Below are 16,589 nucleotides of genomic sequence, written 5' to 3' on the forward strand. Positions count from 1 at the left end.
GTCCTTACCCTTTCACTGCGCCGGCGGCGATGCCGCGGACAAAAAGCCGTCCGGAGACGAAGTAGACGAAGAGCGGCACGGCGCCCGTCAGGATCGTCGCTGCCATGTTGACGTTGTATTCCTTCACGCCCTGGACCGAGTTGACGATGTTGTTGAGCTGAACCGTCATCGGGTAATATTCCGGCCGGGTGAACACGACGCCGAACAGGAAGTCGTTCCAGATGCCGGTGACCTGCAGGATCATCGCCACGACGAAGATCGGCAGCGACATCGGCAGCATGATCCTGAAGTAGATGGTCCAGAAGCCGGCGCCATCGACGCGCGCCGCCTTGAACAGTTCCTCCGGCAGGCCGGCGAAATAGTTGCGGAAGAGCAGCGTCAGGATCGGCATGCCGAAGATGGTGTGCACGATGATGAGGCCCGTCAGCGTGCCGTAGATGCCCATTTCCCGGAGCACGATGACGATCGGATAGATCATCACCTGATAGGGGATGAAGGCGCCGACGATGAGGATGGTGAAGAACAGTTCCGCCCCCTTGAAGCGCCAGTTGGCAAGCGCATAGCCGTTGACCGAGGCGATCGCGATCGAGACGATCGTCGAGGGAACGGTGATGCGCACGGAGTTCCAGAAGCCGCGCGAAAGGCCGTCGCAGTTGAGCCCCGTGCAGGCGCTCGCCCAGGCCTTGACCCAGGGCTCGAAGGTGATTTCGACGGGCGGGGCAAAGATGTTGCCGAGCCGGATTTCCGGCATGCCCTTGAGCGAGGTCATCACCATCACGTAGAGCGGCAAGAGGTAGTAGAGCGCCACGACGATCAGCGTGCCGTAGATCATTATGTTGCGGCCCGAAAGCGCCCGGCGCGGCTTGCGACCACGTGGGCCGGCAATGACGCGGTCCGTCTGCGCCTGAGGCACCGCTTCGTCGGCCACCGAATTGAAAGCAACGATATCAGACACGCTTGCGCCCTCCCCCGAATTCCAGATAGGCCCAAGGCACGATGATGATGGCGACGGTAATCAGCATCATGGTCGAGGCGGCAAAGCCCTGACCGAGGTTCTGCGCCTGGAACATGTAGTCGTAGACATACTTTGCCGGCACTTCCGACGCGATGCCGGGGCCGCCGCTCGTCTGCGCCACGACCAGGTCGTAGACTTTGACGATGCCGCTGGCGATGATCACCAGCGTCGTGATGAAGACGCCGCGCATCATCGGAATGACGACGAAGATATAGGTCTTCCACATCGGGATGCCGTCGACGCGCGCCGCCTTCCAGATGTCCTCGTCGATGCCGCGAAGGCCCGCCAGCATCAGGCACATGACGAGCCCCGTACCCTGCCAGAGGGCGGCGATCAGGATGCCGTAGATGACGATGTCGGCATTGTAGAGCGGGTCGAAGGTGAAGCTTTCCCAGCCGAGCGAACGCACCACCGACTGGATGCCGAATTCCGGATTGAGCAGCCACTGCCACACCAGGCCCGTCACGATGAAGGACAGGGCGAAGGGGTAGAGCATGATGGTGCGGAAGGTGTTTTCGAAACGGATCTTCTGGTCCATCAGCGCCGCCAGCACGAAGCCGATCACCAGGCTGAAGATCAGCGAGAAGATGCCGTAGATCGCCAGATTCTGCACCGAGACGAGCCAGCGCGGCGCGTCCCAGAGGCGCTCGTACTGATCGAGACCGACGAAGGATAGCCGTGGCAACAGCTTGGAATTGGTGAAGGAATAGACGACCGTCCAGATCGTGCCGCCGAGGAAGATCACCACGGCCGTCAGGATCATCGGGACGGAGGCAATCTTCGCGTTCAGGTTCCGCAGCCACTGGTTCGGTCGGCCCGAACCTTGTGTGTGACCCGCCATGTTTCGTTCCTCCGGAACTGCATTGGGTTTCGGACGATGGGCAGCGCCGCGCGGAGATCGCGCCGGCGTCATGCCGCATCAGGGCGACAACCGCTCCCGAAGCGCTGGCGATACGAACCCGCACAGGCTGCCGGCGCGGTCACACCGCACCGAATGGGAGGCCTTGGCCGGCCCCGAACCAACGGAACGGAGCCGGTCAATCAAGGCAGTTGCGGTTACTCCGCGTTCGCGATGATGTCGGCGAAGCGCTTCTGCGCGTCTTCCGGCGTAATCGACGGATTGGCGAAGAATTCGGAGAACAGGTCTTCCTTCTGCTTCTGGCTGTCGGCCGAAAGCAGCTGGTCGGTGCCCTGGATCACGTTGCCCTTGGCAAGGATGTCCAGGCCCTTCTTCATGCAGTCGTTGGCAGCGGCCAGATCGACGTCGCCACGTACAGGCAGTGAACCCTTCTTCAGGTTGAAGGCAACTTGAGTCTTCGGATCGAGCAGTGTCGAAGCGAGCGCTTCCTGCGCCTTCGACTTTTCCTCGTCCTTCAGCAGCGGGAAGTAGAAGGCGTCGCCGCCGGTCGAGATGATCTCGTTGACGCCGAGACCCGGCAGGCAGGTGTAGTCCGTTCCGGCCTTCTGGCCGGCAAGCGCGAATTCACCTTGCGCCCAGTCGCCCATGATCTGGCCGCCGGCCTTGCCGGTGATGACCATGTTGGTCGCCTGGTTCCAGTCCTGCACATTGGTGCCCTTCGACATGCGGCGGGCATCGTCAGCGGCCTTGAAGACCTTGGCGATCTCAGGACCGGCTGCCACGTCCTCGTCCTTGTCGCCGAACACCTTCTGGAAGGTGTCCTTGCCGGCGATCGCCACCATCAAGACGTCGAACGCGCCGGCTGCCTGCCACGGCTGGCCACCGACGGCGAGCGGCACGATGCCGGCCTTTTCGAGCGCCGGTGCGGCCGCCACGAATTCATCCCAGTTCTTCGGAACCTCGACGCCTGCCGTCTTGAAGGCGGCGTTCGAAAGCCACAGCCACTGCCAGGAGTGGATGTTGACCGGCGCGCAATAGATCTTGCCGTCGATCGTGCAGGAATCGAGCAGGCTCGCCGGCTTGATGATGTCCTTCCAGTGCTCCCGGGTCGCGACATCGGTCAGGTCGCGCATCAGTCCGGCCTGAACCAGCTCCTCTGCCTGACGGCCATGGTTGAACTGCGTGGCGCCCATCGGGTCGCCACCGGTGATGCGACTGATCATGATCGGTCGGGCGGTGCCACCGGAGCCGGCGATTGCGCCATCGACCCAGTGATTGCCCGTCGCATCGAAGGCCTTGGCCAATTCGGCGACCGCAGCTGCTTCGCCGCCGGACGTCCACCAATGGGTTACTTCAAGATCGGCGGCGCTGGCCGCACCGAGCGGCAGGGCCACGGCGGTTGCGAGCATGGCTGCGAAAGAACGTAATTTCATGAGTCTCCTCCCTCACTGTAACGTTACCGTAAAAAACTTAGTGCAATCGATTACAGGACGCAACACCCACCACAATCGATTTAAACAGAATCTTGAAAAACACCTATTGCGTGCAGGCGACCGCGGGCGCCCAAAGCGCTTTGTGCCCGCCACCAACCTCCTCACATCTTGCAGATATTTCACTTATATAACTGATATTTATAGGCTTTCACCGAATGCCTTGCGTCGTTGTGGAGATCATCGCCTCACAAACGGAAAAAGCGCACGCCCAAAAGGGCGATTCAACCAGACCGCTCCATCTTTCGCAGTGCAGCAACGAAAACGCTCGACATCTCAACTGTATCGTTACAGATTTGAAGCAATTCGCTCCGTCCAAAGCAGGATAGCCGCTCGCCGCTTTTCATATATAAGGCGATAAAGTGACCGACGGGCAGCAGTGGACAGGGCTGAACCAACGTGTTTCGCCGCCGACGGACAACGCCGGCAGCGCGCGGGCAGAGAGTGGGCGGGTGACGACAATGGACAGCAAGACGAAAAACAGACCGCAGACGCCACCGCCGGATGGCGGCCGGCCGACGCTGAAGACGATCGCCTTCATGACCGGGCTCGGCATCACCACCGTGCCACGGGCGCTGAAGGATGCGCCCGATATCGGCGCTGAAACCAAGGAACGCGTGCGTCTCGTCGCCAAGCAGATCGGCTACCAGCCGAACCGCGCCGGCGTGCGCCTCAGAACCGGCAAGACCAATGTGATCAGTCTCGTTTTGACGCTGGAGGAAGAGATCATGGGCATCACCAGCCCGATGGTCGTCGGCATCACAGAGATTCTCGCCGGCACGCCCTATCATCTGGTGGTCACCCCCTATAGCGCCGTCAAGGACGCGATGGCGCCGATCCGCTACATCCTCGACACGGGTGCGGCCGACGGCGTGATCATCTCGCGCACCGAGCCGCATGATCCGCGCGTGGCGTTACTCACCGAGCGCGGCCTGCCCTTCGTCACCCATGGCCGCACCGAGATGGGGATCGTCCACCCCTACCACGACTTCGACAACGAGCGCTTCGCCTATGAGGCGGTGCGCAAGCTGGTGGCGCGCGGCAGGCGGAAGCTGGTGCTGCTCGAACCGCCGCCGCACCTCACCTTCTATTCGCACATGCGCGCCGGCTTCGAGCGTGGGCTTCGCGACTTCCAGGCCGATGCGGTCGGCTTCCACCAGACCAACATCGACCATTCGCTGATCGAGATCCGCGACGCCTTCGAGCCGCTGATGCGCTCGCAGGACGCGCCCGACGGCATCGTCTCCGGCAGCGGCTCCGGCGCGATCGCGCTGATCGCCGGCCTGGAGATGGCCAAGAAGAAGCTCACGGAAGACTGCGACATGGTCTCCAAGTCCCCGAGCGACTTCCTGCGCTGGCTGCGGCCGGAGGTGATGACCATGTACGAGGACATTCGCGTCGCCGGCCGGGAGCTGGCAAAGGCGGTGATCGGCCATATCGACGGCCAGCCGCCGGAAACGCTGCAGAGCCTCAGCCAGCCGGAGTTCCAGCCACCAATCACGCGCGGTTTGCGGGCCTGAAGCGATCGAGCACACAAGAGAGTAAGGGCCGGAGCATGGGCTGGCGAACAGTTCTTCACCCTCATCGCTGTGCCCCGTCACAGGGGTCCAGCAGCGCTGTGTCCGCGGCGCGGAGGGATCTTTTCAGTTGAATTCCTGTGACGAGCACAGGAATGAGGACCTTGTAGATGGCCTACCCCATTGCCTTGACCATCCGAAAGGTTGTCGTGGACGGGTGAAACGACGTGGAAACACGCTGAAGTCTTGCTTGTGACGCAGAAACCTGCGACAGGCCGGGGCAATGTATGGGCGCAACGGCGCCCCACTCCTCCCTTCAGGCTACCGCAGACATGATCCGCATCGAAAACATCAGCAAGCAGCTCAGCCACCGCATCCTTTTCATCGAAGCCTCCGCCGCGCTCAACCGCGGCGAAAAGGTCGGCCTCGTCGGTCCGAACGGCGCCGGCAAGTCCTCGCTCTTCCGCATGATCACCGGCGAGGAAATCCCGGACGAAGGCCAGGTCGCCGTCGATAAGGGCGTCACGATCGGCTACTTCAACCAGGACGTCGGCGAGATGTCCGGCAACAGCGCGGTTGCCGAAGTGATGAACGGCGCGGGCCCTGTCAGCGAAGTTGCCGCCGAGTTGCGCGAGCTCGAAGCGGCCATGGTCGACCCGGACCGCCTTGATGAAATGGACGCGATCATCGAGCGCTACGGTGAGGTGCAGGCGCGCTATGAAGAGCTTGACGGCTACGCGCTCGAGGGCCGCGCCCGCGAAGTGCTGGCGGGCCTGAGCTTCTCCCAGGAGATGATGGACGGCGATGTCGGTGCGCTTTCGGGTGGTTGGAAGATGCGCGTGGCGCTCGCCCGCATCCTGCTGATGCGCCCCGACGTGATGCTGCTCGACGAACCGAGCAACCACCTGGATCTCGAAAGCCTGATCTGGCTCGAAGACTTCCTCAAGAACTATGATGGCGCGCTGATGATGACCTCGCACGACCGCGAGTTCATGAACCGCATCATCACCAAGATCATCGAGATCGACGGCGGCTCGCTCAATGCCTATTCCGGCGACTATGGCTTCTACGAGCAGCAGCGCGCCCAGAACGAGAAGCAGCAGCAGGCGCAGTTCGAGCGCCAGCAGGCAATGCTCGCCAAGGAAATCAAGTTCATCGAGCGCTTCAAGGCCCGCGCCTCGCACGCCTCCCAAGTGCAGAGCCGGGTAAAGAAGCTCGAAAAGATCGATAGGGTGGAGCCGCCGAAGCGCCGCCAGACCGTCGCTTTCGAGTTCCGCCCGGCGCCGCGCTCCGGCGAAGACGTCATCAACATCAAGGGCGTACACAAGAAATACGGCAGCCGCAGCATTTATGAGGGTCTGGACTTCATGGTGCGGCGTCGCGAGCGCTGGTGCATCATGGGCATCAACGGCGCCGGCAAGTCGACGCTTCTGAAGCTCGTGGCCGGATCGACGGAGCCGGATGAAGGCAATGTCAGCCTCGGCGCCAGCGTCAAGATGGGCTATTTCGCCCAGCATGCGATGGACCTGCTCGACGGCGACCGCACGGTGCTGCAGCAGCTCGAAGACACTTTCCCGCAAGCCGGCCAGGCGCCTCTGCGGGCGCTTGCCGGTTGCTTCGGCTTCTCCGGCGATGATGTCGAGAAGAAGTGCCGGGTGCTTTCCGGCGGCGAGAAGGCCCGCCTCGTCATGGCGATCATGCTCTTCGACCCGCCGAACCTGCTCGTGCTCGACGAGCCGACCAACCACCTGGACCTCGACACCAAGGAAATGCTGATCAAGGCGCTCGCAGAATACGAAGGCACGATGCTCTTCGTTTCGCACGACCGCCACTTCCTCGCAGCCCTTTCCAACCGCGTGCTGGAACTGACGCCAGAAGGCATCCACCAGTATGGCGGCGGCTATACGGAATATGTCGCCCGCACCGGCCAGGAAGCGCCGGGCCTTCGGAGCTGATGGAGTAAGGCGAGCTGGGCGTCGCGCGCCGGCGCCCAGCATTTCGCAGTCACCGCCTTCCTCGGCGGGAACCGAGGACCTGCAAGCAGAGTCAGACGCGACCCCGCTCTAAATCGGAACTGAAAAAACTAGGTTCTTGTGAAGCGCCGCCGTGGCAGCACGCACAGATCCTAACGGATCGCCGTGCGAAATCGATGGGACTTTGGTCCGACTCGCGCAGCCAAAGGTCTGAGTGTCATTGCCGCGCCATGCACCAATCACATATTGCAGGGCTTGGGGCGCCATCGCAGCAAACAAATGTTGCCGACGAAAGCGCAAAGCATGACATCAAGAATTGCATGGAAAGACCGGTTGAGCGACGGCACCTGGGGTTTCCTGTCCAATCCCTTCACCATCGGCATCTATCTTGCGCTGGCCACGCTCTGCGCTTTCCTCGGCAGCGCGACGACCGGTATTCCTGCCTACCTGCTCATGGCCATCGGGTTCCTGCTGGTGATCTTTGTCGATCCGCCGAAGAGGCTGGGCAAGCTTCGGGAACGCCGCCGCTCGCCTCGGCCGAACACGGTGACGCCCTTCGTGCGGCGAACGGGCGAGCACGAAACGATGCAGGGCATGCGGAGCCCTGAGGCACGCCGCCGAACCCGGGCCGACCGCCAGGCCTCTCGGCGTTAGCCGCCCGCCAGCGCCGGACGGCCGCGCCGAAGGCTTCCCCGGCGGGGAACAATCGGCCTCTTCGGCAGTTTCCCGTCCGAGACACACTCTGAGGAACGGACGCATGACGTCCACGGTGCACGAAGGCCGTCCCGACGGATGGCGAAGAAAGCGCGTGGGCACGATGAAGACCAAACACTACGTGTTTCAGATTTTTCGCGCCGCCTTCACCGACAGGCTGGTGTTGATCATCGTTGTCCTGATGATTGCCTCGATTTACGCCGTGCTGCCAATAAAGTCCTGCTCCAATCCCGGCGCTTCGGGTGGTGGTGAAGCAGCGGAACGACCGGCTCCCGTCTCGATGGCCGGCTAGCATCCGATCCGGTCAGCGCGATCCTCAAACGCAAACGGGGCGGTCCGAAGGCCGCCCCGCATTGCATCACTGATCCCGCTCTCAGCCGTTAAGGCCGCTGCCCCACGGGCCGTGGTGGCTGTCGGCGCCGTCGACGCGGTCGAAGCCGTGGGCGCCGAAGAAGTCGCGCTGGGCCTGGATGACATTGGCCGTGCTGCGGCCGCGGCGGTAGCTGTCGAAATAGCCAAGCGCCGAGGCCAGTGCCGGAACCGGCAGGCCGCCGAGAACGGCTGACGAGACGACGCGGCGCAGTGCCCCGTCAGTTTCCTTGACCATGGCGGCAAAGGCCGGTGTGACGATCAGGTTGGCAGCGTCAGGCGCCTTGGTGAAGGCGGTGGTGATTTCGTCGAGGAACTGCGAACGGATGATGCAGCCGGCGCGCCAGATCTTGGCGATCGTCGGCATCGGCAGGTTCCAGTTGAACTCCTTGGAGGCCGCCGACATCACGGCGAAGCCTTGTGCATAGGCGCCGATCTTGGCGGCAAGCAGTGCGCTTTCGAGATCCTTGATGAAGGCTGCCTTGTCGGCGACCTTGAACTCGCCGACCGAGGGAAGCCCGAGGATCTTCTCGGCCGTTTCGCGCTCGTCCTTCATCGAGGAGATGCTGCGCGCCGCAACCGCCGCCTCGATGCCGGTTGCCGGCACACCCATGTTCTGCGCCTCGATCACCGACCACTTGCCGGTGCCCTTCTGGCCGGCCTTGTCGAGGATCATGTCGACGATCGGCTTGCCGGTCAGGGGATCGGCGGCCTTCAGCACCTTCTCGGTGATCTCGATCAGGTAGGAGTTGAGGCGGCCCTTGTTCCAGGTGCCGAAGACTTCGCCGATCTCGGTCGCCGACATCTTCAGGCCGTCGCGCAGGATGCCGTAGATTTCGGCGATCATCTGCATGTCGGCATATTCGATGCCGTTGTGGATGGTCTTGACGAAGTGGCCGGCGCCGTTTTCGCCGAGCCAGGCAACGCAAGGTACGTTGTCGTACTTGGCGGCAATCGAGGTCAAAACGGTCTCGACGCGCTTCCAGGATTCTTCCTTGCCGCCGACCATGATCGACGGGCCGTGGCGCGCACCCTCCTCACCGCCGGAAACACCCATGCCGATGAACGTCAGGCCCGAATCCTTCAGCGTCTCGAAGCGGCGCATCGTGTCGCGGAAGTTGGCGTTGCCGGCGTCGATCATGATGTCGCCCTTGGCGAGATATGGCTCGAGGATCTTCATCTGCTGGTCAACGGGCTCGCCGGCCTTGATCATGATGATGATCGGGCGCGGCGGGCGGATGGCGGCGACGAATTCTTCAATGGTGTCGCAGGGCACGATCTGGCCCTGGAGGTCGCCGGCTTCCGCGTAGAATTTGTGCGTCGCTTCGACGGTGCGGTTGAAGACCGCGATCTTGTTGCCTTTTTCAGCGATGTTGAGCGCCAGGTTCGAGCCCATGACGCCGAGACCGATTAGGCCGATTTCCGCCTGTGACACGTGATTGCCTCCTTGGACAGAAGTGCCGGGCGCGATCGGGATAAGCGCGTCAGAGCCGGCCCTTCGAATTGAACTGCGCCCTCTCGCGCGGGGCTCTGTCGAAGGCCCGGGCGCGAGAAGCGACGGCGGAGGTTGTTTTGGCATTCAAATCGATTAAGGACAAGGGATTACTGACGGAATCACTTCTTTTCAGGCTTGCCGTCACCATCGTCGAGCACGCGCCAGGAGGCCCCTTCGAGGTCTTCGTACTGGCCGCTTTTCAGCGCCCAGAGGAACGCAACGAGACCGATCCCGCCGAGAAAAAGCGCAATGGGAATGAGATAGATCAGTGTGTTCATGAGGCACTCCCGACCGGCCGCCGGGTGGCCGGTGCCTGCCGTTCCGCCTGCTCGGCGACATTGCCGGTTGCCGCGCGTAGGCGCAAGGCATTGGCAACGACGATCACCGACGAGGTCGACATGGCGACCGCCGCGATCAGCGGTGTCGCATAGCCGAGGATCGCGATCGGCACGGCGATCACGTTATAGCCGATCGCCAGCGCGAAGTTCTGGCGAATGAGCCGCCCGGCCCGCCTCGACGTATCGATCGCCATCGGCACGGCATTGAGACCCTGATGCAGGAAGACGAAGTCCGCCGCCTGCCGGCCGACATCGGCAGCGGTTGCCGGCGCCATCGAGACATGGGCCGCACGCAGCGCTGGAGCGTCGTTGATGCCGTCGCCGACCATCAGCACGCGATGACCGCCCTCAGCGGCAGCCGCGCATTCGTCCACTTTGCCGCGCGGCGTCAGTTCCGCCTTGAAGCGTTCGATGCCGATCCGGCGGGCAAGCGCCGCCACGACAGGCGCACGGTCGCCGGAAAGGATGCCGGTCGACAGGCCCAGCCGTCCGAGTTCGTCGATGCTTTCGCGAGCGAAGGGCCGCAACCGGTCCTCGAAGCGGAAGCAGCCAAGTTCACGGCCATCGAGCGACAGGATCACTTCAGACTGACCGGTCGCCTCGCCGGCATCGCCGCAGGCAAAAGCACGGCTACCGAGCCGGTAGACACCGGCTTCGGTATGCGCCTCGATGCCGGCACCGGGAATTTCGCGGATTTCGCCGTTGACGACGGGCGCGATGGTCGCCGCATCATGAATGGCCATCGCCAGCGGATGACGCGAGTGCACGGCAAGGCCTGCCGCCGTTGCCAGCACGGAGGGCTGGATCTCCTGACCGTTGACCAGCCGTGGCTCGCCCACCGTCAGCGTTCCCGTCTTGTCCAGCAGCACCGTATCGATCTCGGCAAGGCGCTCCATGGCCGAGCCGTCCTTGACCATGACGCCGTTCTGGAAGAGCCGTCCAGCGGCGATGACCTGCACGACGGGCACCGCAAGCCCGAGCGCGCAGGGGCAGGTGATGATCAGCACCGCGACCGCAACCAGCATCGCATGGTGAAAATCGCCATTGACGAACATCCAACCGATGAAGCTCAACAGCGCCAGCAGATGCACCGCAGGCGAATAGTATTGCGCCGCCCTGTCAGCGATACGGCGATAGCGCGCCCTGCCCCCTTCGGCGGCCTCCATCAGGCCCATGATCTCGGCCAGCAGCGAGTCACGCGCCGCGGCCGTCGCCTCGATTGTCAGCGGCCCGGTGAGGTTCAGCGTGCCGGCTTCCACGGTGTCGCCGACCTTGACCGGCGCCGGCGCACTCTCGCCATTGACGATCGAGCGATCGAGGTCGCTGGCGCCCGTGAGAATACGGCCGTCGACCGGAATGCGCTCGCCGGCTGATATCGCCAGCTTTTCGCCCGGCTTGATCTCGTCGACGGGGCGATATTCCCGCCCGCCAGCCGCATCGAGCACCATGGCGCCGCGCGGCGAAAGTCTCGCCAGGCTGCTGATCGCCGAACGGGCGCGACCGCGCATCATATGGTCAAGCGTGCGGCCGATCAAAAGGAAGAAGAGTAGCATCACCGTGCCGTCGAACCAGGCGTGGGTGCCGTGGGTGATTGTCTCATAGAGCGAGATCGAGAACGAAAGCGTGATCGCGAGCGCAATCGGCACGTCCATGTTGGTGCGGCCGTGCTTCAGCGCGTTCCAGGCCGACGCATAGAAGAAGCGCCCGGCATAGATCAGCGTCGGCGCGGCAATCAGCGCCGAGATCCAGTGGAAGAGATCGCGGGTCGCAGCCTCCGCCCCCGACCAGACCGAGACCGAAAGCAGCATGATGTTGGCCGAGGCAAAGCCGGAGACGGCAACGGCACGCACCAGCTTCTTCAGCGTCTGGTCGCCGTCTTCCTCGCCCGGCGCGAAGAGATGGGTCTCGTAACCGCGCGAGCGAATGGTCCGCGCGAGTTCCCGCGGATCGGTGCGGGCGCCATCGACTTCTTCCTTCCAGACGATCGAGACCCGCCGCGACGAAAGGTTCACGCGTGCCCGGTCGACTTCCGGCAGCACCTTCAGCGCGGCTTCCAGCGTGGTGATGCAGGCGCCGCAATGCACCCCGGGGACGCTGAGGTCCGTCTGGCGCAGGCCGCCGCCGAGCGACCGGCTCGTCAGCCACAGTTCTTCGGCTGTCGGCAGCCCCTGCCCGGCCCTGTCGGTCTCCAGAGCCATTTCGGTTCCTGGAGCACAGCAGCTCATTGCCCGGCTCCCGGCACCATGAAGCGGATCGCCTGTCGGTAGACGACCGCATCGCCCCTGGTCGCGGTGATATCGGCAATCCACTGACCACGCTTCAGGTTCGCAGCGGCAACGAAGACGCCCTCGCCCTGATGCGCCATCTCGACCGTCACATCCTCATGCTCCTCGACTGGCCGCTTGAGGATCGCGACCACCTTGTCGGCCGTCAGCTCCGGCTTGCCCTGGCGTGTCAGCGTGTAGCGCAGCGCCTCGTTCTCGACGCTGAGCTTGCCGTCGAGGCCAATGGCGGCAAAGGCCTTCGCCTCCTTCACCTTGCCGTTGAACTGCTGGCTGGCGACATAGGTGTTTTGCACCACCAGCCCGCTCCAGCTATGGCTCGCATTCCAGGCCATGATCAGGTTGACGGTGATGATCGTGCCGAAGAACAGCACCATGACGCCGAGCATGTGCCAGCCGGTGAAGGGCCGCGGTGCTTTTGCCTGCTTGGTGGTCATTTTGCGGCTCCCGGGCTGTTGAAGTTGGCCTTGTAGACGTCGCGCTCGTGGCTCGACGGATCCTCGACGATGAGGCTGAAACCGTCAGCCGCTTCGGTCAGCTTGTCCTTCGGCAGCGTCACGAAAACCTTGACCGCCGTTACCTTGTCCGGATCGACGCCCACTGCAAAGGTGCGGCCGTCGCCCGGCGCATGGCCGGCGATGCGCATGGTCGCCGAGGGCATGCCGTCGATCGCCAGCGTGATGGTGCGTTGTTCGGGGATCATGTTCAAGAGCTTGACCATGTAGCCGTTGCGCACCGAGCCATCGGATTCGACGACGAATTGCGGGTTGCGGTCGTGCAGCACGTTGAGTTCCAGCCGATCGCGCGACAGGAGCGCATAGAGCAGCCCGATGCCGACGAGCGTCCAGACGCCAAGATAGAGAAGCACACGCGGCCGGAAGACGATCTTCCAGTTGAAGTGGCGAACCTTGTCGACGAAAGCGCCGTCCGCGTCGCGTACCCGGCTCGGGTCGATCGTGGTCGTGCCGCCATTGGTGGCAAGTGCCATGTTGGCGGCATAATCGTTCAGCGTCGCATAGGAGATCAGCCCACGTTCGCGGCCGACCTTGTCCATGACGCTGTTGCAGGCATCGATGCAGAGCGCGCAGGTAATGCATTCGAGCTGCTGGCCGTCGCGGATGTCGATACCCATCGGACAGACGACGACGCAGGCGTTGCAATCGACGCAATCGCCCACGGCCTCCCCGGCGGCAACGGCCTTCTTCTGGTGGCGCGAACGCGGCTCCCCACGCCAGTCGTTATAGGTCACGACCAGCGAGTTCTCGTCGAGCATCGCCGCCTGGATGCGCGGCCACGGGCACATATAGGTGCAGACCTGCTCGCGCATCAGTCCGCCGAAGACATAGGTGGTGGCCGTCAGGATGCCGACGGTCATGTAGGCGACGGTCGGCGCCTCAAGCGAAATGAAGCTCTTGAGCAGCGTCGGCGCATCGGCGAAGTAGAAGATCCAGGCGCCGCCGGTGGCAATGCCGATCAGGATCCAGATCGAATGCTTCGACACCCGTTTGACGACCTTGTCGAACGTCCAGGGACCGGCATCGAGCTTCATGCGGGCGTTGCGGTCACCCTCGACATAGCGCTCGACCACCAGGAAGAGATCGACCCATACGGTCTGCGGACAGGTGTAGCCGCACCAGGCGCGGCCGACGGCCGATGTGACCAGGAACAGGCCGAAGCCCGCCATCACCAAAAGGCCGGCGACGAAGAAGAATTCCTGCGGCCAGATTTCGATGAAGAAGAAATAGAAGCGACGAGCGGCAAGATCGACCAGCACCGCCTGGTCAGGCGCATGCGCGCCGCGATCCCAGCGGATCCACGGCGTCAGGTAGTAGATGCCAAGCGTCACCAGCATCACCAGCCACTTGAACCGGCGGAAACTGCCCTCGGCGCGCTTCGGGAAGATCTTCTTGCGTTTTTCGTAAAGCGGCTTGCGCACATGCGCCGCATTGACCGGTTCGGCCTCGTGGCGTTCGACAGAGGCAGGATTTGCGGCTGAATGAGGGCTCATTTGTGGGAAATCCCCGGATATGTCATGTATTGCACCACCTTTTGCCCGATTTGGCAGCCGAAAACGTTGATCTGTGTCAAGTTTGAGGGCTAAAGCGCCAGCATGCGGCGAAAGGTCCGGACCTTCCCATGGAAGTGCCCAGGCTTCAAAAGAAGTGCACGGCCTTTCCCATTCGATCCGCATCGCGGTTCGCCACATCATCATACCTTGCAATACCAATGAGGAACCGCATGGACACGATCATCGGCTTTCTGAACACGATCTTTTGGGGCTATGTGCTGATCTACGGACTGCTCGCCGTCGGTATCTATTTCACCTTGCGCCTTGGTTTTCCGCAGATCGTGCATTTCGGCGAGATGTTCCGGGTCCTGAGCAGCGGCGGCTCGAGGGATGCGGCCGGTATCAGCCCGTTCCAGGCGCTGACCGTCAGCCTCGCCTCACGCGTCGGCACCGGCAACCTCGCAGGCGTCGCCGTGGCGCTCTATCTCGGTGGTCCCGGCGCCACCTTCTGGATGTGGATGGTGGCGCTGGTCGGCATGGCGACGGCCTATGCCGAAAGCGCGCTTGCGCAGCTCTACAAGGTGCGCAACGAGAATGGCCAGTATCGCGGCGGTCCCGCCTTCTACATCGCGCGCGGCCTCAACGCGCCCTGGGCGGCTACGATCTTCTCCGTCTGCCTGATTCTCTCCTTCGGCCTCGTCTTCAACGCCGTGCAGGCCAATTCCATCGCCGATGCCGTCCAGGGCGCCTTCGGCGTGCCGAAGATCGCCGTCGGCATCGCGGTCGCGATCATCTCCGGCATCGTCATCTTCGGAGGCATTCGTCAGATCGCCCGCGTCGCCGAAATCGTCGTGCCCTTCATGGCGATCGCCTATCTCTTGACGGCGATCTATGTGCTGGTCACCAATGCGGCGATCGTGCCGAGCGTGCTCTGGACGATCGTCTCCAGCGCATTCGGCCTGCAGGAAGCGGCAGGCGGCGTTGCCGGCGGGGTCACAGCAGCGATGATGAACGGTGTCAAGCGCGGCCTCTTCTCCAACGAAGCAGGCATGGGCTCTGCCCCGAACATCGCGGCTGTCGCCACGCCCGTGCCGCACCACCCGGCGTCGCAAGGCTTCGTGCAGTCGCTCGGCGTCTTCATCGACACCATCCTCATCTGCACTGCAACCTCGGTCATGATCCTGCTGTCGGGCACTTTGGAGCCGGGCTCAGGCGTCACGGGCACGCAGCTCACACAGGCCGCAATGAACGTGCATATCGGCTGGGCCGGCAGCTACTTCATCGCGATCGCGATCTTCTTTTTCGCCTTCACCTCGATCATCGGCAACTATTCCTATGCGGAGAATGCGCTCACCTATCTCGGCGGCGCCAACCGTCTGGGCGTCCTGATCATGCGCTGCGCCGTGCTCGTGATGGTGGTCTGGGGCGCCTCCGAGAGCATCACCACCGTCTTCGACGCCGCCGATGCCTCCATGGGCCTCATGGCGACGATCAACCTCATTGCCATCGTGCTCCTCTCCGGTACCATTGCCAAACTGACGAAGGATTATTTTGCCCAGCGTCGGCAAGGTCTTGATCCGGTGTTCCATGCGGCCGACTATCCGGAGCTGCAGGGACAGATCGACGGTGAGATCTGGTCGCGCGAAGGGACGACCGGCGCTACCCGGGGCGTGGAGAACAAGACATGGACGGCGCCTTCGAGCCCGTGACACGTACACGGCCGACACTGGCAAAGCCGACACTGGCCAAGCAACGCGGCATCTATCGCGAGCGCGCCGCACCAGGCGCGCTTGGCGCCCATGTCGAATGCCTCTGGAGCCACCAGATGCCGGACGCGCCGCCAGCACCGATGGCGGTGGTGCCAGACGGCTGCGTCGATATCCTCTGGTCCGATCGTGGCCTCGTCGTCGCCGGCCCCGATCGGGTGGCCGCCTTGCCGGTTATCGCCGGCGGCGCCAATATCGTCGGCCTGCGCTTCCGCCCGGGTGTCGCTGCGTCGTTCCTGCGCACATCCCTTTCGGAAATCACCGGTCAAATCGTTTCGCTTGACGCGTTCTGGGGCAAGGATGGCCGTGAACTCGACGCACGGCTTCAGGACGCACCGGATACGGCCCGCCGCGCCGACATCCTGGCGGATGCGGTGCTGCGGCGTCTGCCGGCCGTCTCCCCGCCGCCGGGCGATGTCGCGGCCGCCCTCGCCTATCTCCTGCAGAGCCCTGATTCGCCTGACAACCCCATCCGCGCACTGGCTACGGCCACCGGCACCAGCGAACGGACACTGCGCCGGCGCTGCCACGAGCATTTCGGCTATGGCGCCAAGACGCTCGATCGCATCCTGCGGCTGCAGCGCTTCCTAGGCGCATGCCAGAGGGAACCGTCGGCAACGCTCGGCCTGCTCGCGCTCGATGCCGGCTATGCCGACCAGGCGCATCTGTCGCGCGAAGCGCGGGAGTTGACCTCGCTGTCCCCGGCGGAAATTCGCCGCCAGCTCTCCGTCGACCGGCAAGCGGCCTGACTGGCCGTTTCGTT

14 protein-coding genes are annotated in these 16,589 nt (G+C 63.3%); 6 read left to right on the top strand and 8 right to left on the bottom strand.

What is annotated here, in order from left to right; genetic code table 11:
- Positions 1–4 precede the first annotated feature (4 nt).
- The 3 genes from LAC81_RS09405 to LAC81_RS09415 all read right to left on the bottom strand — a co-directional run bounded on the left by LAC81_RS09405 (position 5) and on the right by LAC81_RS09415 (position 3,307).
- Positions 5–928 (bottom strand): carbohydrate ABC transporter permease, encoded by a 924-nt coding sequence (locus LAC81_RS09405; RefSeq protein ID WP_223727794.1) that lies wholly within the window; start codon positions 926–928, stop codon positions 5–7.
- Between the two features lie 19 nt (positions 929–947).
- Complete coding sequence (locus tag LAC81_RS09410) at positions 948–1,856, bottom strand: carbohydrate ABC transporter permease (protein WP_223727602.1); 909 nt, start codon at positions 1,854–1,856, stop codon at positions 948–950.
- A gap of 215 nt (positions 1,857–2,071) precedes the next feature.
- A complete protein-coding gene (locus tag LAC81_RS09415) occupies positions 2,072–3,307 on the bottom strand; it encodes an ABC transporter substrate-binding protein (RefSeq protein WP_223727603.1) in 1,236 nt (411 codons plus the stop codon).
- Positions 3,308–3,825: 518 nt separating this feature from the next.
- Between LAC81_RS09415 and LAC81_RS09420 the strand changes: the two genes are divergently transcribed.
- The 4 genes from LAC81_RS09420 (at position 3,826) to LAC81_RS09435 (ending at position 7,860) form a co-directional block, all read left to right on the top strand.
- Entirely contained in the window at positions 3,826–4,884 is a 1,059-nt protein-coding gene (locus tag LAC81_RS09420; protein WP_223727604.1) for a LacI family transcriptional regulator, read from the top strand.
- Between the two features lie 329 nt (positions 4,885–5,213).
- Positions 5,214–6,836, top strand: a complete 1,623-nt coding sequence (locus LAC81_RS09425; RefSeq protein WP_223727605.1) for an ABC-F family ATP-binding cassette domain-containing protein — start codon at positions 5,214–5,216, stop codon at positions 6,834–6,836.
- A 321-nt stretch (positions 6,837–7,157) separates the two neighbouring features.
- Positions 7,158–7,508 (top strand): hypothetical protein, encoded by a 351-nt coding sequence (locus LAC81_RS09430; protein WP_223727606.1) that lies wholly within the window; start codon positions 7,158–7,160, stop codon positions 7,506–7,508.
- Between the two features lie 103 nt (positions 7,509–7,611).
- Complete coding sequence (locus tag LAC81_RS09435) at positions 7,612–7,860, top strand: hypothetical protein (protein WP_223727607.1); 249 nt, start codon at positions 7,612–7,614, stop codon at positions 7,858–7,860.
- A gap of 81 nt (positions 7,861–7,941) precedes the next feature.
- Here LAC81_RS09435 and gndA read toward each other — a convergent pair whose 3' ends face one another.
- The 5 genes from gndA to ccoG form a co-directional block, all read right to left on the bottom strand.
- On the bottom strand, positions 7,942–9,372 hold the full coding sequence (gndA, locus tag LAC81_RS09440; RefSeq protein WP_223727608.1) for an NADP-dependent phosphogluconate dehydrogenase: 1,431 nt from the start codon (positions 9,370–9,372) through the stop codon (positions 7,942–7,944).
- Positions 9,373–9,551: 179 nt separating this feature from the next.
- Positions 9,552–9,710, bottom strand: a complete 159-nt coding sequence (ccoS, locus tag LAC81_RS09445) for a cbb3-type cytochrome oxidase assembly protein CcoS (RefSeq protein WP_043615060.1) — start codon at positions 9,708–9,710, stop codon at positions 9,552–9,554.
- Positions 9,707–11,995 carry a cation-translocating P-type ATPase gene (locus LAC81_RS09450; RefSeq protein ID WP_223727609.1) on the bottom strand — a complete coding sequence of 763 codons (2,289 nt, stop codon included), beginning with the start codon at positions 11,993–11,995 and terminating at the stop codon, positions 9,707–9,709. The genes ccoS and LAC81_RS09450 overlap by 4 nt, the downstream gene beginning before the upstream one ends.
- The gene (locus tag LAC81_RS09455) at positions 11,992–12,489 is read right to left on the bottom strand and encodes a FixH family protein (protein WP_113539354.1); all 498 of its coding nucleotides are present in this window, start codon (positions 12,487–12,489) and stop codon (positions 11,992–11,994) included. The genes LAC81_RS09450 and LAC81_RS09455 overlap by 4 nt, the downstream gene beginning before the upstream one ends.
- Positions 12,486–14,060: a cytochrome c oxidase accessory protein CcoG gene (gene ccoG / locus LAC81_RS09460; protein ID WP_223727610.1), complete on the bottom strand. Its 1,575-nt coding sequence runs from the start codon at positions 14,058–14,060 to the stop codon at positions 12,486–12,488. Before ccoG ends, LAC81_RS09455 begins: the two co-directional genes overlap by 4 nt.
- 230 nt (positions 14,061–14,290) lie before the next feature.
- Between ccoG and LAC81_RS09465 the strand changes: the two genes are divergently transcribed.
- Both LAC81_RS09465 and LAC81_RS09470 read left to right on the top strand, forming a co-directional pair.
- The gene (locus LAC81_RS09465; RefSeq protein ID WP_223727611.1) at positions 14,291–15,769 is read left to right on the top strand and encodes an alanine/glycine:cation symporter family protein; all 1,479 of its coding nucleotides are present in this window, start codon (positions 14,291–14,293) and stop codon (positions 15,767–15,769) included.
- Positions 15,745–16,575 carry a helix-turn-helix domain-containing protein gene (locus LAC81_RS09470; protein WP_223727612.1) on the top strand — a complete coding sequence of 277 codons (831 nt, stop codon included), beginning with the start codon at positions 15,745–15,747 and terminating at the stop codon, positions 16,573–16,575. The genes LAC81_RS09465 and LAC81_RS09470 overlap by 25 nt, the downstream gene beginning before the upstream one ends.
- Positions 16,576–16,589 lie beyond the last annotated feature (14 nt).

This window comes from Ensifer adhaerens (assembly GCF_020035535.1).
Classification (GTDB): Bacteria; Pseudomonadota; Alphaproteobacteria; order Rhizobiales; family Rhizobiaceae; genus Ensifer.